The 23,005-nt window shown below is 63.8% G+C and carries 14 protein-coding genes, 3 rRNA genes and 1 pseudogene; 2 read left to right on the top strand and 16 right to left on the bottom strand.

Annotation, left to right across the window (positions count from 1 at the left end):
* Positions 1-93: 93 nt before the first annotated feature.
* The 6 genes from rrf to M1D32_RS12235 form a co-directional block, all read right to left on the bottom strand.
* Positions 94-210: ribosomal RNA gene (gene rrf, locus M1D32_RS12210) — 5S ribosomal RNA — on the bottom strand.
* A gap of 239 nt (positions 211-449) precedes the next feature.
* Positions 450-3,575: ribosomal RNA gene (locus M1D32_RS12215) — 23S ribosomal RNA — on the bottom strand.
* A 535-nt stretch (positions 3,576-4,110) separates the two neighbouring features.
* Positions 4,111-5,635, bottom strand: a 16S ribosomal RNA gene (locus tag M1D32_RS12220).
* Together the 16S, 23S and 5S rRNA genes form the textbook arrangement of a ribosomal RNA operon.
* Before the next feature lie 511 nt (positions 5,636-6,146).
* A complete protein-coding gene (gene tyrS / locus M1D32_RS12225) occupies positions 6,147-7,460 on the bottom strand; it encodes a tyrosine--tRNA ligase (protein WP_458778929.1) in 1,314 nt (437 codons plus the stop codon).
* A gap of 90 nt (positions 7,461-7,550) precedes the next feature.
* The gene (locus tag M1D32_RS12230) at positions 7,551-9,779 is read right to left on the bottom strand and encodes a HelD family protein (RefSeq protein WP_458778930.1); all 2,229 of its coding nucleotides are present in this window, start codon (positions 9,777-9,779) and stop codon (positions 7,551-7,553) included.
* Positions 9,780-9,831: 52 nt separating this feature from the next.
* A complete protein-coding gene (locus M1D32_RS12235; RefSeq protein ID WP_458778931.1) occupies positions 9,832-10,494 on the bottom strand; it encodes a DNA-3-methyladenine glycosylase in 663 nt (220 codons plus the stop codon).
* A gap of 114 nt (positions 10,495-10,608) precedes the next feature.
* Here M1D32_RS12235 and M1D32_RS12240 point away from each other — a divergent pair, with 114 nt between their 5' ends.
* Both M1D32_RS12240 and M1D32_RS12245 read left to right on the top strand, forming a co-directional pair.
* The gene (locus M1D32_RS12240; RefSeq protein WP_458778932.1) at positions 10,609-12,156 is read left to right on the top strand and encodes a DNA-3-methyladenine glycosylase 2 family protein; all 1,548 of its coding nucleotides are present in this window, start codon (positions 10,609-10,611) and stop codon (positions 12,154-12,156) included.
* The gene (locus M1D32_RS12245; protein WP_458778933.1) at positions 12,153-12,647 is read left to right on the top strand and encodes a methylated-DNA--[protein]-cysteine S-methyltransferase; all 495 of its coding nucleotides are present in this window, start codon (positions 12,153-12,155) and stop codon (positions 12,645-12,647) included. Before M1D32_RS12240 ends, M1D32_RS12245 begins: the two co-directional genes overlap by 4 nt.
* A gap of 28 nt (positions 12,648-12,675) precedes the next feature.
* On the opposite strand, the gene M1D32_RS12250 is transcribed toward M1D32_RS12245, so the two are convergent.
* From M1D32_RS12250 to argC, 10 genes and pseudogenes are all read right to left on the bottom strand, one after another.
* Positions 12,676-13,443, bottom strand: coding sequence for a maleylpyruvate isomerase family mycothiol-dependent enzyme (locus M1D32_RS12250; protein ID WP_458782182.1), 768 nt, complete (start codon positions 13,441-13,443; stop codon positions 12,676-12,678).
* An 18-nt stretch (positions 13,444-13,461) separates the two neighbouring features.
* Positions 13,462-13,989 (bottom strand): annotated as a pseudogene (locus tag M1D32_RS12255) (pyridoxine/pyridoxamine 5'-phosphate oxidase); the annotation flags it as partial.
* A gap of 238 nt (positions 13,990-14,227) precedes the next feature.
* Positions 14,228-15,667 (bottom strand): argininosuccinate lyase, encoded by a 1,440-nt coding sequence (argH, locus tag M1D32_RS12260; protein ID WP_458778934.1) that lies wholly within the window; start codon positions 15,665-15,667, stop codon positions 14,228-14,230.
* 5 nt (positions 15,668-15,672) lie between these two features.
* Positions 15,673-16,878 carry an argininosuccinate synthase gene (locus M1D32_RS12265; RefSeq protein ID WP_458778935.1) on the bottom strand — a complete coding sequence of 402 codons (1,206 nt, stop codon included), beginning with the start codon at positions 16,876-16,878 and terminating at the stop codon, positions 15,673-15,675.
* Positions 16,879-16,924: 46 nt separating this feature from the next.
* On the bottom strand, positions 16,925-17,455 hold the full coding sequence (locus M1D32_RS12270) for an arginine repressor (protein ID WP_102976225.1): 531 nt from the start codon (positions 17,453-17,455) through the stop codon (positions 16,925-16,927).
* Complete coding sequence (gene argF / locus M1D32_RS12275) at positions 17,455-18,483, bottom strand: ornithine carbamoyltransferase (protein WP_458778936.1); 1,029 nt, start codon at positions 18,481-18,483, stop codon at positions 17,455-17,457. Before argF ends, M1D32_RS12270 begins: the two co-directional genes overlap by 1 nt.
* Positions 18,480-19,733 carry an acetylornithine transaminase gene (locus M1D32_RS12280; protein ID WP_458778937.1) on the bottom strand — a complete coding sequence of 418 codons (1,254 nt, stop codon included), beginning with the start codon at positions 19,731-19,733 and terminating at the stop codon, positions 18,480-18,482. The genes argF and M1D32_RS12280 overlap by 4 nt, the downstream gene beginning before the upstream one ends.
* Positions 19,730-20,689: an acetylglutamate kinase gene (gene argB / locus M1D32_RS12285; protein ID WP_458778938.1), complete on the bottom strand. Its 960-nt coding sequence runs from the start codon at positions 20,687-20,689 to the stop codon at positions 19,730-19,732. The genes M1D32_RS12280 and argB overlap by 4 nt, the downstream gene beginning before the upstream one ends.
* Before the next feature lie 45 nt (positions 20,690-20,734).
* The gene (gene argJ, locus M1D32_RS12290; RefSeq protein ID WP_458778939.1) at positions 20,735-21,901 is read right to left on the bottom strand and encodes a bifunctional glutamate N-acetyltransferase/amino-acid acetyltransferase ArgJ; all 1,167 of its coding nucleotides are present in this window, start codon (positions 21,899-21,901) and stop codon (positions 20,735-20,737) included.
* Entirely contained in the window at positions 21,898-22,929 is a 1,032-nt protein-coding gene (argC, locus tag M1D32_RS12295; protein ID WP_458778940.1) for an N-acetyl-gamma-glutamyl-phosphate reductase, read from the bottom strand. Before argC ends, argJ begins: the two co-directional genes overlap by 4 nt.
* Positions 22,930-23,005 lie beyond the last annotated feature (76 nt).

Raw genomic sequence — 23,005 nt, forward strand, 5'->3', positions numbered from 1 at the left:
ATCGAGAAAAAACCGCGTTAAGTGAGAGAGGGCGTTGTGCGTGTTAAATGTGGGAGGCCCCAACCTGGTGGTTGGGGCCTCGACCTAATGGTTGTCCGGCGGTGACCTACTCTCCCACACCCTCCCGGGTGCAGTACCATCGGCGCTGTGGGTCTTAGCTTCCGGGTTCGGAATGGGACCGGGCGTTTCCCCCACGCTATGACCGCCGTAACCCTTTTACCCGGCACCAGCCCCTTGGGGGTGGTGTGGGAAATCTCGTGTGGTTACAACATTGCTTCTGCCGTATCAGGGCAGTGTGGTGTTGTTATTCAATTGTGGTTTGTTCCCTGGACAACGTACCGGTTTGGTTTGTTGTTCGGGAACCACATAGTGGACGCAAGCAGTCTTGTTATCTTTTTACCCTGCTTCATGGTGTGAACGTCTTTTGAATCCGTTCACGAAGAGGGTGTGTGGTGTAAGTTATCGGCCTATTAGTACCGGTCAGCTTCACGAGTCGTTAGTCCTCGCTTCCACATCCGGCCTATCAACCCAGTGGTCTGGCTGGGGGCCTCTCACACACAAGGTGTATGGAAATCTCATCTTGAAGCGAGCTTCCCGCTTAGATGCTTTCAGCGGTTATCCCATCCGAACGTAGCTAATCAGCGGTGCACTTGGCAGTACAACTGACACACCAGAGGTTCGTCCGTCCCGGTCCTCTCGTACTAAGGACAGCCCTTCTCAAATTTCCTGCGCGCGCAGCGGATAGGGACCGAACTGTCTCACGACGTTCTAAACCCAGCTCGCGTACCGCTTTAATGGGCGAACAGCCCAACCCTTGGGACCTACTCCAGCCCCAGGATGCGACGAGCCGACATCGAGGTGCCAAACCATGCCGTCGATATGGACTCTTGGGCAAGATCAGCCTGTTATCCCCGAGGTACCTTTTATCCGTTGAGCGACGGCCATTCCACAATGTACCGCCGGATCACTAGTCCCGACTTTCGTCCCTGCTCGAGATGTCTCTCTCACAGTCAAGCTCCCTTGTGCACTTACACTCGACACCTGATTGCCAACCAGGCTGAGGGAACCTTTGGGCGCCTCCGTTACTTTTTAGGAGGCAACCGCCCCAGTTAAACTACCCATCAGGCACTGTCCCTGACCCGGATTACGGGCCGAAGTTAGATGTCCAAAGTGACCAGAGTGGTATTTCAACGATGACTCCACCCGAACTGGCGTCCGGGCTTCAACGTCTCCCACCTATCCTACACAAGCCACTCCGAACACCAATACCAAACTATAGTAAAGGTCTCGGGGTCTTTCCGTCCTGCTGCGCGTAACGAGCATCTTTACTCGTACTGCAATTTCGCCGAGTTTATGGTTGAGACAGCGGGGAAGTCGTTACTCCATTCGTGCAGGTCGGAACTTACCCGACAAGGAATTTCGCTACCTTAGGATGGTTATAGTTACCACCGCCGTTTACTGGGGCTTAAATTCTCAGCTTCGCCTTGCGGCTAACCGGTCCTCTTAACCTTCCAGCACCGGGCAGGAGTCAGTCCGTATACATCGTCTTGCGACTTCGCACGGACCTGTGTTTTTAGTAAACAGTCGCTTCCCCCTGGTCTCTGCGGCCCCGATCCCCTCCGGAACGCATGGTTCCATCAAGGTTGGGGCCCCCCTTCTCCCGAAGTTACGGGGGCATTTTGCCGAGTTCCTTAACCATAATTCTCTCGATCGCCTTAGTATTCTCTACCTGATCACCTGTGTCGGTTTGGGGTACGGGCGGCTAAAACCTCGCGTCGATGCTTTTCTCGGCAGCATAGGATCACCAAATCCCCCCAAACGGGGGTCCCATCAGATCTCAGGCATCATGAACAGCGGATTTGCCTACCGTTCGCCCTACATCCTTAGACCGGGACAACCATCGCCCGGCTTGGCTACCTTCCTGCGTCACACCTGTTAATACGCTTGCCTCCCAGGATCAGGTCCTGCGCTCCACCAAAACCCTTCACCCACAAGGGGTGTCAGGCAGGTCTCGGGCAGTTAGTATCCCCTGTTCAGCATGGGCGGTTTTTCGCCGGTACGGGAATATCAACCCGTTGTCCATCGACTACGCCTGTCGGCCTCGCCTTAGGTCCCGACTTACCCAGGGCAGATTAGCTTGACCCTGGAACCCTTGATCATTCGGCGGACGGGTTTCTCACCCGTCTTTCGCTACTCATGCCTGCATTCTCACTCGTGTAGGCTCCACCGCTGGTTTACACCGCGACTTCACTGCCCACACGACGCTCCCCTACCCATCCAGACGCCTGAACCACAAGGGCTTAGCTAATATCTGAATGCCACAACTTCGGCGGTGTACTTGAGCCCCGCTACATTGTCGGCGCGGAATCACTTGACCAGTGAGCTATTACGCACTCTTTTAAGGATGGCTGCTTCTAAGCCAACCTCCTGGTTGTCTTCGCAACTCCACATCCTTTCCCACTTAGCACACGCTTAGGGGCCTTAGTTGGTGGTCTGGGCTGTTTCCCTCTCGACTATGAAGCTTATCCCCCACAGTCTCACTGCTGCGCTCTCACTTACCGGCATTCGGAGTTTGGCTGACGTCAGTAACCTTGTAGGGCCCATTAGCCATCCAGTAGCTCTACCTCCGGTAAGAAACACGCAACGCTGCACCTAAATGCATTTCGGGGAGAACCAGCTATCACGAAGTTTGATTGGCCTTTCACCCCTACCCACAGCTCATCCCCTCCATTTTCAACTGAAGTGGGTTCGGTCCTCCACGACGTCTTACCGTCGCTTCAACCTGGCCATGGGTAGATCACTTCGCTTCGGGTCTAGATCACGCCACTGCAACGCCCTATTCAGACTCGCTTTCGCTACGGCTTCCCCACACGGGTTAACCTCGCGACGTAACACTAACTCGCAGGCTCATTCTTCAAAAGGCACGCCGTCACAACTACAAGGCTGCTCCGACGGATTGTAAGCACACGGTTTCAGGTACTGTTTCACTCCCCTCCCGGGGTACTTTTCACCTTTCCCTCACGGTACTGGTCCGCTATCGGTCATTAGGGAGTATTTAGGCTTATCAGGTGGTCCTGACAGATTCACACGGGATTTCTCGGGCCCCGTGCTACTTGGGATACTCATCCGGGCGGTACACAACATTTCGGTTACGGGGCTCACACCCTCTCTGGCCGGCCTTTCAAGACCGTTCACCTATGCCTGCACATCACACCCCACCAACCCGGCAGAATTGGTATGGAAAGTCCCACAACCCCGACCATGCAACGCCCGCCGGCTATCACACATGGAACGGTTTAGCCTGATCCGCGTTCGCTCGCCACTACTAACGGAATCACTATTGTTTTCTCTTCCTGCGGGTACTGAGATGTTTCACTTCCCCGCGTTCCCTCCACGCACCCTATGTGTTCAGATGCGGGTCACCAGATCACTCGCGCGTCTGGCGGGGTTTCCCCATTCGGACACCCTGGGATCACAGTCCGGTTATCGACTCCCCCAGGCTTATCGCAGATTCCTACGTCCTTCGTCGGCTCCTAATGCCAAGGCATCCACCGTGTGCTCTTAAAAACTTGACCACAAAAGATCAATCAGTAATTTTCGAGAGAACCACGAAAACCAACCACACCCAACAACCACCCCCAAAAAGAGGGCCATCATCACGCGCAGCCAGATCCAGGTTCATATTCTTGGAAATTGCTTCTTATAAAAGATGCTCGCGTCCACTATGTAGTTCTCAAACAACAACCCCAAACCACACACCCCACACAACCCCCGCCAAAAGCGAAGAACAACCGTGTAATCGGTGCAGCCAGGAAACCAGAAACAAACAAACCCGCAAACCAACCCCACACGGGGACCAGTCCACAGCCCTGTTGCCTCAGGACCCAACAGTGTGCCAAACACTACCCGGCAGAAACGATCCGGCAAGCTTTCCTGGACACTCACGAGCGTCCGTACTAACAAGCCGGTCCATGCCACCAGGCACCTATTCGTTGATATTCCACCCATGAGCACCCGCCGCAGAACTTGCGTCTGCGCAACGGGCATATACTCCTGACAAACCCCCACCACCACATACGCGGCATGAACAGGTCTGTAGGTGCTCCTTAGAAAGGAGGTGATCCAGCCGCACCTTCCGGTACGGCTACCTTGTTACGACTTAGTCCCAATCGCCAGTCCCACCTTCGACAGCTCCCTCCCACAAGGGGTTAGGCCACCGGCTTCGGGTGTTACCAACTTTCGTGACTTGACGGGCGGTGTGTACAAGGCCCGGGAACGTATTCACCGCAGCGTTGCTGATCTGCGATTACTAGCGACTCCGACTTCATGGGGTCGAGTTGCAGACCCCAATCCGAACTGAGACCGGCTTTTTGGGATTAGCTCCACCTCACAGTATCGCAACCCTTTGTACCGGCCATTGTAGCATGCGTGAAGCCCAAGACATAAGGGGCATGATGATTTGACGTCGTCCCCACCTTCCTCCGAGTTGACCCCGGCAGTCTCCTATGAGTCCCCACCATCACGTGCTGGCAACATAGAACGAGGGTTGCGCTCGTTGCGGGACTTAACCCAACATCTCACGACACGAGCTGACGACAACCATGCACCACCTGTAAACCGACCGCAAGCGGGGGACCTGTTTCCAGGTCTTACCGGTTCATGTCAAGCCTTGGTAAGGTTCTTCGCGTTGCATCGAATTAATCCGCATGCTCCGCCGCTTGTGCGGGCCCCCGTCAATTCCTTTGAGTTTTAGCCTTGCGGCCGTACTCCCCAGGCGGGGCACTTAATGCGTTAGCTACGGCGCGGAAAACGTGGAATGTCCCCCACACCTAGTGCCCAACGTTTACGGCATGGACTACCAGGGTATCTAATCCTGTTCGCTCCCCATGCTTTCGCTCCTCAGCGTCAGTTAATGCCCAGAGACCTGCCTTCGCCATCGGTGTTCCTCCTGATATCTGCGCATTTCACCGCTACACCAGGAATTCCAGTCTCCCCTACATCACTCTAGTCTGCCCGTACCCACCGCAGATCCGGAGTTGAGCCCCGGACTTTCACGGCAGACGCGACAAACCGCCTACGAGCTCTTTACGCCCAATAATTCCGGATAACGCTTGCGCCCTACGTATTACCGCGGCTGCTGGCACGTAGTTAGCCGGCGCTTCTTCTGCAGGTACCGTCACTTTCGCTTCTTCCCTACTGAAAGAGGTTTACAACCCGAAGGCCGTCATCCCTCACGCGGCGTCGCTGCATCAGGCTTGCGCCCATTGTGCAATATTCCCCACTGCTGCCTCCCGTAGGAGTCTGGGCCGTGTCTCAGTCCCAGTGTGGCCGGTCACCCTCTCAGGCCGGCTACCCGTCGTCGCCTTGGTAAGCCATTACCTCACCAACAAGCTGATAGGCCGCGAGTCCATCCAAAACCACAAAAAGCTTTCCACCCCCCACCATGCGATGAGGAGTCATATCCGGTATTAGACCCAGTTTCCCAGGCTTATCCCAGAGTTAAGGGCAGGTTACTCACGTGTTACTCACCCGTTCGCCACTAATCCCCCCAGCAAGCTGGGGATCATCGTTCGACTTGCATGTGTTAAGCACGCCGCCAGCGTTCATCCTGAGCCAGGATCAAACTCTCCGTTGAAGTAAAACAAAAACAGACACAACCCCCAGCCCCGGGAAAACGGGACCAAAAGGCCGCACAAAATTTGAAACCAGCTGTAAAAACCAGACCACCCACAGGGGCGGGCAGCCCGGCAAATTCAACCAATTCATAAAACAAATCGGTATCAACAAACTTGGCACACTATTGAGTTCTCAAACAACAGACGCATTCGAATATCTCCGAAACAATCCACTCAGTGAATTTCTATTCCGTATTTCTTCGCTGCGATGTTTCAATCTTATTTTATTCATTTTCACTTTGCAAATCCGGTTGTTTTCCCGGAATTCACGCTGTGAAACGAATCCGCCCATCATAAAATAAAGCAATTCTTCAGTCCGGTGCTTTCGCACACGGTGAAGTTGCTTCACTTTTTGGTGGGGGTCTGTCGCTATTTTTCCGCTTCAGCGGCGGCGACTCAGAAGACATTACACGCTCCCCCGCGGCCGTGCAAATCGGCTGCGGAAGAGCGTGCAAAGTGTCTCGCTATGGGCTAGGGAACCAGTACTTCCACCGTGGCGAGGTTCTTCTTTCCCCGGCGCAGGAGCAGGTACTGCCCGTGCAGCAACTCCGATTCCGGGATCACCGCTTCGGGATCGGATACCTTTTCGTTGTTGACGTACGCCCCGCCTTCGCCCACCGTGCGGCGTGCGGCGGACTTGCTTTCCGAAAGTCCGGAGGCAACCAGCAGGTCAACAATTCCCATGGCATCCACCTGCACGGTGGCGGACGGAAGTTCAGACGTGGCCGCCTGCAGCGTCGGCTTGTCCAGCGCCGCCAGGTCACCGTTGCCGAACAGCGCCGCCGAAGCCGCGATCACCTTCTCAGTGGCCTCCACCCCATGAACAAGGGACGTCACTTCGAAGGCAAGCTTCCGCTGCCCCTCCCGGGCAAACGGACGCTCGGCAACAGCCGCTCCGATCTCCTCGATCTCGGCCCGGCTCAGGAAGGTAAACACCTTCAACCGGTCCACCACATCAGCATCGGCTGTGTTGAGCCAGAACTGGTAGAACGCATACGGGCTGCACATGCCGGCGTCCAGCCAAATGGCGTTCCCCTCGCTCTTCCCGAACTTGGTGCCGTCAGAATTGGTGATCAACGGCGTTCCCAGGGCGTGGACACTCTTGCCCTCCACCTTGCGGATCAGCTCGGTTCCACTCGTAAGGTTGCCCCACTGGTCCGACCCGCCGGTCTGCAGCATGCAATCGTAATCACGGTACAGCTGCAGGTAATCCATGCCCTGCAGGATCTGGTAGCTGAACTCCGTGTAGCTGATGCCCTCATCCGAGTTCAACCGCGAAGCCACAGCATCCTTCCGCAGCATGGTGCCCACGCGGAAGTGCTTGCCCACCTCACGCAGGAAATCAATGGCACTCAACGGCGCCGTCCAATCAAGGTTGTTAACCATCCGCGCGGCATTGTCCCCCTCAAAACTGAGGAACCGGCGGACCTGGGCCTGCAGGTAGCCCACCCACTCCGCAACCGTGTCCTTGGTATTCAAGGTGCGCTCCGCCGTGGGGCGGGGATCACCAATCATGCCGGTGGAACCACCCACCAGACCAAGCGGCTTGTGGCCCGCCAACTGCAACCGCCGCATCACGAGCAGCTGGACCAGGTTGCCCAGGTGCAGGCTCGGCGCGGTGGGATCGAAGCCGCAATAGTACGTGACCGGCCCGCCGGCGAGGAGCTTTTCCAGCTCCGCTTCGTCCGTGGAGACGTGGACCAGTCCACGCCACTTCAGTTCCTGCCAGATATTGGCAAAAGTGGGGTCGTTCTGCTGTGATTCGAGGCTGTTGAGTTCTGACACGCCTTCTAAGTTAGCAGTATTACCACCCGCTGGCGCCGGGTGGACGGCACTGGCGCCGGCCCCTGAACGGCCGGCGCCAACCGAAGAAGCTCAGCGCTTGATGCCCTCCGGCACTGGATCGGAAGCGATCAGCCGCAGGCGCTGGGTGGCGCGCGTCATGGCAACGTACAGATCCCCCACTTTGCCGTGCTCATGGTTCAGCATGGTGGCGGGCTCCAGCACCACCACGCCGTCGAACTCCAGGCCCTTGGCCTCGCGCGGGCTAATGACCACGATGTCCTGCTCGTAGCTGCCGGCACCGTTGCCAATGCGCCGGCCGTACTCGGCGCGCAGGGCGGCGGCGGCCTCCGGCAACAGGTGGCCGTCCGCGATAACAGCCAGCAGGCCGCCGTCGAGCGCTTCCAGCTCCTCCGGCAGAACCTCCACCAGGCGGCTGACAACCTGGCCCGGGTCCACCTCGTCGATAACGGGCGACCAGCGCCCCTCCCGCACGGCCTTGGGTGCGGAGACAACGAGTCCGGCCGCATTGGCCATCCGCACAGCCGCTTCTGCGATCTGTGACGGCGTGCGGTAATTGACTGTCAACTCCTCCAACTGCCAGCGGTCGCCGAACATCGGAGCAAGCGCGCCCTGCCATGAATTGGCACCGGCCACCGAACTCGTCTGCGCGATGTCACCCACAATCGTGAAGGACTTCAGGGGGCAACGCCGGACCAGCAGGCGCCACTGCATGGGCGAGAGCTCCTGCGCCTCGTCCACCACGATGTGGCCAAAGGCCCACGTGCGGTCGCTGGTGGCACGCTCGGCAGCGGTAAGCCGCGCTTCCTGTTCCTGGTTCTGCTCGGCCAGCTCCTCGGCGGACATCAGCGGATCCACGCCGGCAGCCTGCATGTTCACCAGGGTCTGCTTGGCGTTGGCAAGGTCGCGGGCCCTGTCGTGCTCCTGCTGTGCGAGGCCGCGCCCGGCGGCCGGGTCCAGCTCACCGAGCAGTTCGGCAGCTTCATCCAGCAGGGGCACATCGGACTCGGTCCAGGGAGCGTCGGCGGGACGCTGCAGCAGTGCCCGCTGAGCCGCAGACAGGTGGGGGGTGCAGAATTCAAGCACAGCCGGCTTGCTGAACAGCTCCGAGATCAGCTTTTCGGGCGTCATGGGCATCCAGCAGAGGTTGAGGGCGATCCGCACGTCACGGGCGGTGCGGACATCCTCGGCCAGGTAGGAGCGGTCTGCGTTGTTGCCGATGTTGCCGGCTTCCACCAGCTCGGTCATCTGTTCGGTGAGTTCGCGCAGCAGGATCTTGACGAATGTCACCCGGGCATCGTTGTGCGGCTTGCCGGTGGAACGGGCACGCTCACGGGCACGCCGGACCTGGCGCGGGGTCAGCACGAGCTTGCGTCCGTCCACTTCCAGGATCCGGTCTTCAGCGGGAATCCGTTGCCGGTTGGCGACGGCGTTGGCCACGACGGCAGCCATGTCCAGGCGGCCCTTGATGGCGGCAACGTCGGCGTCGGGTTCCGGCACGGCGTTGATGCCGGGCATCAGCCGGCCCACGCTGGCCATCACGACGCCGGTCTCGCCCAGGGAGGGCAGCACCCGTTCGATGTACTTCATAAAGGACGACGACGGGCCCACCAGCAGCACGCCCGCGGACTTGAGCCGGTCCCGGTGGGTGTACAGCAGGTACGCGGCCCGGTGCAGGGCCACGGCCGTCTTGCCGGTGCCGGGCCCGCCCTGCACCACCACGGCGCCCGAGATGGAGGACCGGATGATGCGGTCCTGTTCGGATTGGATGGTGCTGACGATGTCCGACATCCGGCCCGTGCGCCGGGAGTTCAGGGCGGCCAGCAGGGCGCCCTCGCCCTGCAGCGATTCGTTGTCCGCCAGCATGTCCGCATCCAGGACATCGTCCTCGATGGCCTTGACCTCCCGGCCCTGCAGGATCAGGTGGCGGCGGCGGCGGACGCCCTGCCGGTCGAAGGCTGTGGCCTGGTAGAAGTGCCCGGCTTCGGGCGCGCGCCAGTCAACCATGAGCCGCTGCAGGTCCTCAGTGGTGAGGCCGATGCGTCCGATGTACTGCGCTTCCCCCGAGTCCAGGTCCAGGCGGCCGAAGACCAGCCGGTCATCCACGGCATCCAGCTGCGCCAGGCGGTCCTCGTACAGAGCCGCGAAAGCGTCGCGCTCGGAAACGTTCTGCATGGTGCCCACAGCCCCTGCCCTGCGGACCTGCGCAAGCTGCTTGCGCTTTTCCTCGCGGAGCTCCTCCAGCCGGGCATACAGGCCGGCAACATAGTCCCGTTCGTGGGCCAAATCGGCGTCGAGCATTTAACGTTCCCCTATCGCAAAAGACAGACCGTCCATTCTACAACCATTTCCGTTAACGCTGGCGAAACGGCGCCGGCCTCGGCTTGGCCGCCTTGTACTTCGAGACCGTAGGGTCCCCCGTGATCCAGAAACGCCAGGCGTACTGCTCGGATCCCCCGACGCCGGAAACCCCCACCCGCGGACCGGAACTGACTTCCGCAACCGGCTTATCGGGGAGCGACAGCGCGAAAGGGGGCGCCAATGCGTCGCGGCCGCTGTACGCGGTTGTCAGGCCCAGGGCTTTGGCCAGCCGGGCCGGGCCGCTTGCCAGGTCGGCAGGGTTTTTCGAGGTGGGCCGGCGGTGCTGTGCGAGCTCCAGGCCATCCACGATCTCCCCGGCACGCAGCAGTAAAGCGGAAGCCACACCGGCCGGGCCGCACACGATGTTTGTGCAGTGGTGCATCCCATAGGTGAAGTAAACGTACAGGTGCCCGGCGGGGCCGAACATCGGCGCGTTCCGTGGAGTGGGACCACGGTACGTGTGCGAGCCGGGATCGGGGTGCAGGGAATCCTCGGGCCCCAGGTAGGCCTCCACTTCGGTGAGCCGGACGGACACCCGGCCCTCCCTCGAATCATGGGTCAGGACAGCCCCCAGCAGCATCGGTGCCAGGGTCCGGGCATCGCCCGAGAGGAATTCCCGCAGCGGTTCCCGGGCCTGCGAGGGACTTCTGCTCATGGCCAGACTCTATCCAAACCCGGCAGCAATGCCTCGCGCAACGCCACAAATGAACCCCACGGCCATGTCCGATTTCCGCTAGCCCACCTCCGCCGCTGCTGGCAGGATGGAGGAATGGACTTCTGGCAGCGCTACCGGGCAATAGACGCCAGGGACACCAGGTTCGACGGGCAGTTCTACACTGCCGTCCGGACCACGGGCATCTATTGCCGCCCGTCGTGCCCGGCCAGGACTCCCAAGGCTACAAACGTCACCTTTTACGAGACCTCAGCAGCGGCCCATGACGCCGGCTACCGGGCCTGCAAACGCTGCCTCCCGGAGGCTGTGCCGGGAACGCCTGCCTGGAATGTGCGGCAAGACGTGGCGGGGCGTGCCATGCGCCTGATTAATGACGGCGTCGTCAACAGGGACGGCGTGGACGGCCTGGCCGCCCGCCTTGGCTATTCCCCGCGCCAGCTGAACAGGATCCTCAGCCAGGAACTGGGCGCCGGTCCCCTGTCGCTCGCCCGCGCCGGCCGCGCCCAGACGGCACGCACGCTGCTGGTATCCACCTCCATGAAGCTCGCCGACGTGGCCTTCGCAGCAGGCTTCAGCAGCGTCCGTCAGTTCAACGAGACCATGGTGGAAGTCTTCGACATGACCCCCACCGCGTTGCGCGCCGCAAGGCATGCGAAAGCCCCCGCCGGCTCTACCGCCCTCACCCTCAGCCTCCCCTACCGCGAGCCCTTCGACCCCGGCGTCTTCACTTTCCTGGCTATCCGTGCCATCCCGGGGATCGAAGACGGAACCCAAACCTCGTACGCCCGCACGCTGCGGCTCCCCCAGGGCGACGCGCGCTTCAGGGTTGAGTACGACGCCGGCGCCCCAGGACGCCCACTGACCCTCACCATCGGCGCGGTGGACCTTCGGGACCTTCCGGCCCTGTTGAGCCGCGTCCGGCGGCTGTTCGACCTGGATGCGGATCCGGTGGCAATCGACGGCGCCCTGGCCGAAGACCCGAGACTGGCCCCCGCAGTCGCCAACGCTCCAGGCATCAGGATGCCCGGCGCGCTGGACCCAGCCGAAATGCTGATCAGGGCCATGATCGGCCAGCAGATCACCGTGGCTGCCGCGCGGACCGCCCTGACCCAGCTCGCCGCCGTCGGAAGCTCAAGCCGAAGCCCGGGCGAGGGCCTGGACCGGATGTTTCCCACCCCCGCCGAAATCGCCGTCGACGGCTGCGCACTCCTGCGGGGCCCCCGGAAACGCATTGAGGCCCTCCGCGCCGCAGCTTCTGCCCTGGCGGACGGCAGCCTCGACTTTGGTTACGGCGACGACGTGGCACGCTTGGGCGCGAAACTGCTCCCCCTGGCCGGCGTGGGACCCTGGACGGTGGGCTACCTGGCCATGCGCGTCCTGGGCGCGCCGGACGTCTTCCTTGGCAGTGACGCTGCGGTTCGGAACGGGATAAAAGCCTTGGACCCGCCTCAGGATGGCCTCGGGGGTGGCGCCGGGGGGGCCGTGACTCCCAGCCCGGACTTCCGCGAGGTCAGCCCCTGGCGCTCCTACGCCACCATGCACCTGTGGCGCGCAGCAGCCCACCCCGGCACCGGCGCCCGTAAAGGCACAAGGCTGGACACCCCCACAGCAGGCAGCAGAACACCAGAGAAAGCGAACCGATGAAGGCCCAGTTGCTTCAGATGTCCACTCCGGACGGCCCGTTTACCGTCCTCGCCCAGGACGGGGTGGTCCTTTCCAGCGGCTGGACCGAAAAGCCCGGCGACCTGACCGGGCAGATCCACCCGACCCTGCGGCCCACCGCCCTGGAATTGGTCAGCGATCTTGGGGAGATCTCGGCCGCCGTCGAAGCCTTCTACAACGGCGATCCTGCCCCTGCAATGCATGTCCCAGTGCGGCAGAAGTCCGGACCGTTCCGCGTCCACGCCTGGGACGTGCTGCGCCTGGTCACGCCTGGGTCCCCCGTGACGTACACCGAGTATGCCGGGCTGGCCGGTAACCCCAAGGCTGTCAGGGCGGCAGCCAGCGCCTGCGCCTTCAACGCAGCGGCCCTGTTTGTTCCCTGCCACCGCGTCATCCGGACCGACGGTACCCTCGGCGGATTCCGCTGGGGGCTTGTCATCAAGCAGAGCCTGCTGGCGCGCGAAGCCACCTGATCCTGATTCGGGATCGTCCGTCCCGCTTCTAGTCCTGCTTCGGTGTTGGAGTTCCGGCGGGCCACGGCAGCAGGGCCGGCAGGTCAACGCCGTCGGCCGCCGCGGATGCCCGCAGGCTGCCCAGGGTGGGTTCGCGCCCTGCCAGCCAGGCCGCAATATCCGTGATCATCCCGCTGATCACGGTGGACCTGTTGCCGCTGCCGATGCTCAACGGCGGAAAGCCCAGTGGCTGCAGCACCAGTTTGTCGTCGGGCTGGACGCGGGCTGCGAGGAAGTCGAACAGGTGCTCGCAGAATGGACGGCTCCAGGTTTCCGGTCCCCGGCCCGTCAGCAGGTCGGATGTGTGGATGACGAGTTCCCGCCATAGCGCCAGGCCGCCGTCCAGGACAACTCCCCCGCGGTAGCTGATGGGTGCGTACCAGCCCGTGCGGTGGGCGGACGAATCCTTGATGCCGGGCAGCGCATCAAACCTGGTAATGGCCCGTTGGAGGGCTGCGGTCAGGTCTGCAAGGTGGGTGGCGGCATCGTGGCCGGCAGCCATGTCGATGGCCTTGTTCCGGCCGTGCATGCCGCCGTCGTACAGCTCGATGGTTTCGTCGCGCGCCGCATACTCGAGCTGCCTGGCCATGGCGTTGCAGATGCCGGTGAGGTGGGCCAGAACGTGGCCCCGCGTCCAGCCGGGCAGGGCGGAGGGAGCCTTCACGTCCTCGTCACTGAGCTTGGCGACATCGGAGGCAACGTCATCAGCGGCTTTGTGGAGCCCGGCGAGCAGGACTTCGGATGAGGGAGCTGTCATGGCGCCCATCCTAGCGCTGGGAAGGCCGTCGGCGCCGAGGCGATGCCGGACGTGCTCGCCGTCGTTGCTGGCCTGCCAGAATTCATACTCAGCCGGCTGGATTGCGTAGAGCTGCCAGTTCGGGTTGCTGCTCCCGTCCGCGCGCGGACGCTCAGCCCAATCCCGCGCCGAAGCCTCGGCGGACAGCTCTATCACGGATCCCGCAACCCTGACCTGCCGGCCCAGCGACGGCCAATAGAAGTTGAGGGCGGCATGGGGATTGGCGCTGAGCTCCCTTCCCTTGCGCGAGGTGCGGGACGTGGCGAAGTGCCAGCCGTCGTCGTCGATGTTCTTCAGGATCAGCATCCTCGACGACGGCTGGCCGCTGCCGTCCGCGGTGGCAAGGCTGCAGGCGTGCGGCTGGCGTTCTCCCGCGGCCAGGGCCTCGTCCAGCCACTGCCGGAAGAGTTCCGCGGGGTCTGCCGGGGCGTTGCCAGGGTCGAACTCAGGCAGGACGTCCGGGAAGTCGGGCAGCGCGCGGAGTTGCTTGCGGAAGGAGTCGCTCATGGCGCCATGGTAGCGGGGAGTCCTTGGGTAATCGCCCGACGCTCGCTCACTTGATGCGTAAAGACCGGCAACGCTCTCTCACTTTCCTGAAGAAAGTGAGAGAGCGATGGCCAAAAAGCCGCATCAGGTGAGAGAGCGTTGGCCAAAAAGCCCCGTCAAGTCCCCACCGGCACCCTAGCCTCGCAAGCTCGGCCAGGGTACCCTGCCGGCGTGGGCCCATCCTGCGCGTGAGGATGGGTTAGCCGGCGTACTCCCGCACGCCGGCAAGCTCGGCTTCCAGCGCAACCAGCTGGCGTTCGACGGCGCCGGGTGCCGTACCGCCCTGGGAGTTGCGGCTGTTGAGCGACCCCTCCGTGGACAGGACCGTACGGACCTCCGGCGTGAGGTGGCCGGAGATGGCTGCGTATTCATCATCCGTCAGGTCCCAGAGCTCTACGCCGCGGGATTCCGCCTGCTTGACGGCCGCGCCGGAGAGTTCGTGTGCCTCACGGAACGGAACACCCTGCCGGACCAGCCACTCGGCAATGTCCGTGGCCAGCGCGAAGCCCTGCGGCGCCAGCGATTCCATCCGTTCGGTATTGAACTTCAGGGTGGCGATCATGCCGGAGACAGCCGGGAGCAGCAGTTCCAGGGTGTCGGCGGCATCAAACACCGGCTCCTTGTCTTCCTGCAGGTCGCGGTTGTACGCCAGGGGCAGGCCCTTGAGCGTCGCCAGGAGCCCGGTCAGGTTGCCGATCAGGCGCCCCGCCTTGCCGCGGGCCAGTTCCGCCACGTCCGGGTTCTTCTTCTGCGGCATGATGGACGATCCGGTGGAGTAGGAATCGTGCAGCGTAACGAAGGAGAACTCCTTGGTGGCCCAGAGAATGACCTCCTCGGACACCCGCGAGAGGTCCACGCCGATCATGGAGCACACCCAGGCGAACTCGGCGAAGACATCGCGGGAGGCAGTGCCGTCGATCGAGTTGTGCGATGCGGAGAAGAACCCAAGGTCGGCAGCCACTGCTTCCGGGTCCAGCCCCAGCGATGACCCTGCCAACGCACCGGAACCGTATGGGGAAACACCGGCCCGCTTGTCCCAGTCCTGGAGCCGCTGCACGTCGCGCAGCAGCGCCCAGGCGTGGGCGAGGAGGTGGTGGCTCAGCAGCACGGGCTGGGCGTGCTGCAGGTGCGTCCGTCCCGGCATGGCAACGCCGTGGTGTGCCTTGGCCTGGTCCACCAGCGCATCCACGGTGGCCAGGACGCCGCGGGCGATGATCCGGGCGTGGTCCCGCAGGAACATGCGCCCCAGCGTAGCCACCTGGTCGTTGCGGGAACGGCCCGCGCGGAGCTTGCCGCCCAGCTGTGTCCCGGCACGCTCGATCAGGCCGCGCTCGAGTGAGCCGTGCACGTCCTCGTCGGATTCGGCCGGCACATAGGCGCCGGAAGCAACGTCATCGTCCAGCCGGGTGAGGGCTGCCAGCATGCCTTCCAGCTCGGCGTCGTCCAGCAGGCCGGCCTTGTGCAGCACACGCGCGTGCGCCATGGAACCGGCGATGTCATAGCGTGCGAGCCGCCAGTCGAAGTGCGTGGACTTGCTCAGCGCAGCCAGGGCATCGGCGGGGCCGCCGGCGAACCGGCCGCCCCACAAGGCGCCTGTGTTCGTAGCCTCAGCTTTTTGGGTTTCGACAGGGTCAGCCACAGGGGCTACTTTCCTGCGACGCGGATGTCGCGGCCGGAGGCAACCTTGGCGGACATGCCCCACAGCTCGATGAAGCCCCTGGCCATGGACTGGTCGAAGGTGTCGCCCGTGTCGTAGGTGGCAAGGTTGAAGTCGTAAAGGGAGGTGTCGGAGCGGCGCCCGTTAACGATGGCCTGGCCGCCGTGAAGGGTCATGCGGATGTCGCCGGAGACGTACTTCTGGGTGTCCTCGATGAAGGCGTCCAGGGAGCGCTTCAGCGGAGAGAACCACTGGCCGTCGTAGACCAGTTCGGACCAGCGCTGGCCAACGGTGGCCTTGAAGCGGGCCTGCTCGCGCTCAACGGTGATGTCCTCCAGGTGCTTGTGGGCCGTGATCAGCGCCATCGCACCCGGGGCTTCGTAGATTTCGCGGGATTTGATGCCCACGAGGCGGTCCTCGACGACGTCGATGCGGCCAACGCCCTGGGCGCCGGCACGGCGGTTGAGTTCCTTGATGGCCTGCAGCGGGGAGACCTTCACGCCGTCGATCGCTACCGGCACGCCGGCCTCGAAGGAGATGGTGACCTCATCCGGTGCCGGCGGGAACTCCGGGGTGGCGGTGTAGTCGTAGATGTCCTTGGTGGGGGCATTCCAGATGTCCTCGAGGTAGCCGGTTTCCACCGCGCGGCCCCAGACGTTCTGGTCGATGGAGTACGGGTTCTTCTTGGTGGTCTCGATCGGCAGGCCCTTTTCCTCGGCGAAGGCGATGGCCTTGTCGCGGGTGAGGGCGAGGTCGCGGACGGGGGCGATGCACTTCAGGTCCGGCCCGAGGGTCTGGATACCCACTTCGAAGCGGACCTGGTCGTTGCCCTTGCCGGTGCAGCCGTGTGCAACGGTGGTGGCGCCGAATTCGCGGGCAGCCTTGACGAGGTGCTTGACGATGACGGGGCGGGAGATGGCGGAAACCAGCGGGTAGTGGCCCTGGTACAGGCCGTTGGCCTTCAGCGTGGGCATGCAGTACTCGTTGGCGAACTCGTCGGAGGCGTCGGCCACGTACGCTTCGACGGCGCCGCAGCCCAGGGCACGCTGGCGGATGGTTTCCAGGGACTCGCCGCCCTGTCCAACGTCGACCGCCACGGCGATGACCTCGGCGCCGGTGGCTTCACCGATCCAGCCGATGGCTACTGAGGTGTCCAGGCCGCCGGAGTAGGCCAGCACGATGCGTTCAGTCACGGAGATGCTCCTTGTAATTGGGGATTTGTAGATGTTGTCTTCAAGCTTATTGCCCGGCTTCTTCAGCCAGCTGCAGGAACCGGGCGGCGAGGTCCTGGCCGCCCTGCGGGTCACGGGAGACGAGCAGTACCGTGTCGTCGCCGGCGATGGTCCCGAGGATGGACGGCATCACCGAGTGGTCGATCGCCAGGGCGAGGAAGTTGGCGGCGCCCGGCGGGGTGCGGAGCACGGCGATGTTGGCCGAAGCCTCCGCGGTGACCAGGAGCTCGCTGCACAGCCGGGCCAGCCGGGCGTCCAGGATTTCCTGGCTCACCCCGCTCTTGGCGGCCCGCTCCCCGCCCTCGCCCGGGACGGCGTACACCAGCACGCCCTCCTTGCCGCGGACCCGGACCGCGCCGAGTTCCACGAGGTCCCGGGACAGCGTCGCCTGGGTGACCTGCACGCCGTCGTCCGCCAGCAGGGCCGCCAGCTCCGCCTGGGAACGCACGGACTCCCCCGTCAGGATGGCGGTGATCCGCGCCTGCCGGGCTGTCTTGGTCGCCGGGCTGGAGCCCGGCGACGCCGGTTGGGCGGACACTACTGGACGTCTTCCTCAGCTGCCATGCTGCCGGCTGCCGCGCCGGCGGGTGCCAGACCGTCGACGACGGCAAGGCCGGACTGGTGCATCAGCCAGGCCATCAGGGCCTTCTGGGCATGCAGCCGGTTTTCTGCTTCGTCCCAGACGATGGACTGCGGCCCGTCGATGACGCCTGCGGAAATCTCGTAGCCGCGGTAGGCGGGCAGGCAGTGAAGCACGACGGCGTCTTCCGCCGCCTGTGCCATGGCCGCTTCGTCCACGGAGTACTCCCGGAACAGCTGCAGCCGGGCTTCCTTTTCCGCTTCCTGGCCCATGGACACCCATGTGTCCGTAGCGACGACGTCGGCGCCCTTCAAGGCTGCCGCGGCGTCCGTGGTGATCAGCACCGAGCCGCCGGTCTGCGCGGCGCGCTCTTCGGCTTCGGCCACGACGTCTGCAGCCGGGAGGTAGCCCTCGGGGCCGGCAATGCGGACGTGCATGCCGGCCGTCACGCCTGCGAGCAGATAGGAATTGGCCATGTTGTTGGCGGCATCGCCGAGGTAGCTCATGGTGAGGCCCTTGAGGTCGCCCTTGTGCTCCTTCACGGCCAGCAGGTCCGCGAGCAACTGGCACGGGTGGTAGTCGTCGCACAGCGCATTGATCACGGGGACGCTGGAGTTCTCGGCCATCGCCACGAGGCCGGCGTGCGGACCGGTCCGCCAGACGATGGTGGACACCATCCGTTCCAGGACCTTGGCGGTGTCCTCAACGGACTCCTTGTGGCCGATCTGGGCCTCACCGGGGTTGATGATGAGGGCGTTGCCGCCCATGTCCGCGATGCCGGTGGCGAACGAGACCCGGGTCCGGGTGGAGGTCTTGTCGAAAATCACGGCAACGGTTTTCCGGCCGCTGCCGCCGGCAGCGAAGGGCTGGACGCTGTACGGGTCCGCTTTCATGCGGACGGCAAGGTCCAGGACCTCGGCCTGCTCGGCAGGGCTCAGGTCCGTGTCCTTGAGGAAATGCCGGGTGGCGCTGGGTACGAAAGTCACTGGGCGTCCTTAGCTGTGTGGAGGATGGCCGGGAAGGCGGCCAGGAAGGAGTCCGCCTGGGCGATGCTGAGGACCAGCGGCGGCGCCAGGCGGATGGTGCGGGGACCCGGGCTGTTGACGATGAAGCCGGCGTCAAGGCCGGCCTGCACCACGGCCGGGGCAACCTCCGCGTCAAGGTCGAAGCCGATCAGCAGGCCTTCGCCCCGGACCTCGGTGACGCCGGGGACTGCTGCCAGCGCGGAGCGCAGGTGCTCCCCGACCTTTGCCACGTTCGCCAGAACGTCCTGGCTTTCGATCGCGTGCAGGGTGGCCAGGGCAGCCGCCGTCGCCACCGGGTTGCCCCCGAACGTGGTGCCGTGCTGGCCGGCAGCCAACAACGACGACGTCTGCTCGCCGAAGGTGACCAGCGCTCCGATCGGGAAACCGCCACCCAGGCCCTTGGCGAGCGTGACCGCGTCGGGCATGATTCCGGAGTCCTCGCTGGCAAGCCACTTACCGGTGCGGCCGATGCCGGTCTGCACCTCGTCCAGGATCAGCAGGGCGCCCACCCTCGCGGTCAGCTCCCGCGCTGCCCGCAGATAGCCGGGCGGCAGGGGACGTACGCCCGCTTCGCCCTGGATCGGCTCCAGGAAGACTGCGGACACAGTTTCGTCAACAGCGTCCTTGAGCGCCTCGACATCACCGAACGGAATGTGCACCACACCGCCGGGCAGCGGCTCGAACGGCGCCCGGTAGGCTTCCTTGGCGGTCAGGGCGAGGGCGCCCATGGTGCGGCCGTGGAAGGCGCCTTCGAGGGCGATGATTTTGGTCCGCTTCGTCCCGCTGCCGCCGGAATTGCGGCGGGCCAGCTTGAAGGCAGCCTCGTTGGCCTCAGTCCCGGAGTTGGTGAAGAACACCTTGGAACCGGCCGGCGCGCTGGTGAGCTCAAGGAGCTTTTCGGCCAGCGCAATCTGGGTGGGGCTGGTGAAGAAGTTGGAGACGTGGCCCAGGGTGGCCAGCTGGCTGGAGATGACTGACGTGACGAACGGGTTGGCGTGGCCCAACGCGTTGACGGCGATACCGCCGAGCAGGTCCAGGTATTCCTTGCCGTCGGCGTCCCAGACCAGGCAGCCGGCACCGCGGACCAGGACGCGCTGCGGCGTGCCGAATACCCCCATGAGGGAGGTGGAGTAGCGGGCCAGCCACTCGGATCCTGCGTGGCCCTTGGTCTCCACCAGTTCCGTCACCGATGACTTCTCCACGGTATTCATCCGTTGATCTCCTCGTCCGGGACTACCTGCGTGCCAATGCCCGCCGTCGTGAATGTTTCCAGAAGCATGGAATGGGGCAGGCGCCCGTCCACGATGTGCGCGCGTTCCACTCCCTCATCAATGGCCTTGAGGCAGGCTGCCATCTTGGGGATCATCCCCGATTCGAGCCTGGGCAGCATGTCCCGAAGCTCCGAGGCCGTGAGGGAGGAGATCAGGGAGGACTTGTCCGGCCAGTTGGCGTACAGGCCTTCGACGTCGGTCAGGATCACCAGCTTGGAGGCGCCCAGTGCCGAGGCGACGGCCGCCGCCGCGGTGTCTGCGTTGACGTTGAGGACCTGGCCCGTGGGCTGGAATCGCGCCGTGCCGGCCACGCCGTCTCCGCCGTCCACAATCTCGGGGGCAACCGTGGAGATCACGGGGATCCGGCCGGCCTCAAGGATGTCCACGATGCCTGTGGGGTCGACGCCCACCACTTCGCCAACCAGCCCGAGGTCCACTTCTTCGCCGTCAACCACGGTCCCGGTCCGGACGGCTCGCAGCAGGCCGCCGTCTTCGCCGGACATGCCCACCGCGTAGGGGCCGTGGGAGTTGATCAGGCCCACCAGTTCGCGTCCCACCTGACCGGTGAGGACCATCCGGACCACGTCCATTGCTTCAGGGGTGGTCACGCGCAGGCCACCCTTGAATTCGGACTCGATGCCGAGCCTGCCGAGCATTGAGTTGATCTGGGGGCCGCCGCCGTGGACAACCACCGGGTGGATGCCCACGTGGTGGAGGAAGACGATGTCCTCCGCAAAGGCGCGGCGGAGTTCGTCGTTGACCATGGCGTTGCCGCCGTACTTGATCACCATGATGGTGCCGGCGAACCGCTGGATCCAGGGCAGGGCCTCAATCAGGGTTGCTGCCTTGTCCTGGGCGTCGGACATGCTGGTGGTTTCACGCGTCTTGGTGTTCATGCTGTCACTTTCCGCAACGGTTTTGGCCGGGGCCGCGGGGGGCTCCTAGCTGGAGTACGCGCTGTTTTCGTGCACGTAGTCATGGGTGAGGTCGTTCGTCCAGACGGTGGCCTCGGCGTCGCCGGCCTGCAGGTCGATTTCCACCAGCACCTCGCGCGGTTCCAGGTCCACCAGGCTGCGGTCGTCACCGATGCTGCCGTTGCGGCAAATCTGGATTCCGTTGATGGCCACGTTCAACTGGTCCGGCTCGAATGCCGCGTCGGTGGTGCCGACGGCGGAAAGCACACGGCCCCAGTTGGGGTCCTTGCCGAAGATGGCCGCCTTGAAGAGGTTGGAGCGTGCTACTGACCGGCTGACGGTTACGGCATCGGCTTCGCTGGCGGCGTTGAAGGTGCGGATGGCGATGTCGTGGCTGGCTCCTTCGGCGTCCGCGATCAGCTTCCGGGCAAGTTCGGCGCACACCTGGGTGAGGCCGGCGCCGAAGATTTCGGCGGACGGAACGGCACCGGAGGCGCCGGACGCCAGCAGGACCACCGTGTCATTGGTGGACATGCAGCCGTCGGAGTCGGCCCGGTCAAAGGTGACGCGGGTGGAGTCGCGGAGGACGACGTCGAGCAATTCCGGTTCCACCGCGGCGTCCGTGGTGAGGACCACCAGCATGGTGGCAAGGCCAGGTGCCAGCATGCCGGCACCCTTCGCGATGCCGCCGATGCTGAATTCCTGACCGTCTGCGTCGGTGCCGATGAACAGGGCGGCCTTGGGCACCGAATCGGTGGTCATGATGGCCGTGGCCGCAGCAGGTCCGCCGTCGGTGCTGAGGGCTGTGGCGGCCGCCTCTACGCCGGGCAGGATCTTATCCATGGGCAGCTGCTCACCGATCAGGCCGGTGGAGCAGACAAAGACGTCGGTGGCCGAGATGCCGAGCACTTCAGCTACTTTTTCTGCCGTGCTGTGGGTGTTCTGGAAGCCGGTGGGGCCGGTGCAGGCGTTTGCCCCGCCGGAGTTGAGGACCACGGCATCCACCCGGCCGTCCGAAACCACCTGGCGGGACCAGTGGACGGGGGCAGCAGCCACCCGGTTGCTGGTGAACACGGCGGCGGCTGTTTTGGCGGGCCCGTCGTTGACCACCAGGGCAAGGTCCGGGTTGCCGGAGGCCTTGAGCCCGGCGGTAACGCCGGCGGCCCGGAATCCACGGGGTGCGGTAATGGTCACGGGGCTACTCCCTGCAGGTCAAGGCCGGCGGTTTCAGCCAGGCCGAGTGCGATGTTCATGGACTGGACGGCGCCGCCGGCGGTCCCCTTGGTGAGGTTGTCGATGGCGCAGGTGACAATCACCCGGCCGGTGTGGGGGTCGAAGGCAAGCTGCATGGCGGCGTGGTTGGACCCCTGTACGGACTTGGTGGCGGGCCACTGCCCCTCCGGAAGGACGTGGACAAAGGGCTCGTCATCATACGCATCGGTCCACGCCTGACGCAGCTGTTCGGCACTGGTGCCCGCTTTTACCTTGGCCGTTGCCGTGGTGAGGATCCCGCGGCTCATGGGTGCCAAGGTAGGTGTGAAGGAAACGGTCACCTGCTCCCCTGCCGCATTGGACAGGCCCTGTTCGATCTCGGGGGTATGCCGGTGCCCGCCGCCTACGCCGTAGGGGCTCATGGAGCCCATCACCTCGGCACCGATGAGGTTGACCTTCGCTGCCTTGCCCGCGCCTGAGGTGCCGGAGGCGGAAACGATGACGACGTCGTCGGGCTGGAGGAGGTTGGCGGCGAACCCGGGCGCCAGGGCCAGCAGGGCCGACGTCGGGTAGCAGCCCGGCACGGCGATCCGGTTGGCGCCCTTGAGGGCTTCCCGCTGGCCGGGCAGTTCGGGCAGGCCGTAGGGCCAGGTGCCGGCATGCGTCGAACCGTAGAATTTCTCCCATGCCGCGGGGTCCTGCAGGCGGTGGTCAGCGCCGGCGTCGATCACCACTGTCCCTTCCGGAAGCTGGGCAGCAATGTCGGCGGAGGCACCGTGGGGCAGTGCGAGGAAAACGACGTCGTGGCCGGAAAGGTTCTCCACGGTGGTGTCCTCAAGGATCCGGCTGGCAAGTCCGTGCAGGTGTGGCTGCAGCTCGCCCAGGCGCGAACCCGCGTTGCTGTGCGCGGTGATCGCTCCGATGGTCACGTCCGGGTGGCCGGCGAGCAGGCGGAGCACCTCTCCGCCGGCGTAGCCACTGGCGCCTGAGACTGCAACAGAAATAGTCATGGCCTCCACCCTACAGCAAAGTTATTCACCATGCCCGATATTTATGCATAGGTGTTCGCGGCAGCGGGAGCGGACA

It is taken from the genome of Arthrobacter sp. D3-16 (assembly GCF_054408515.1).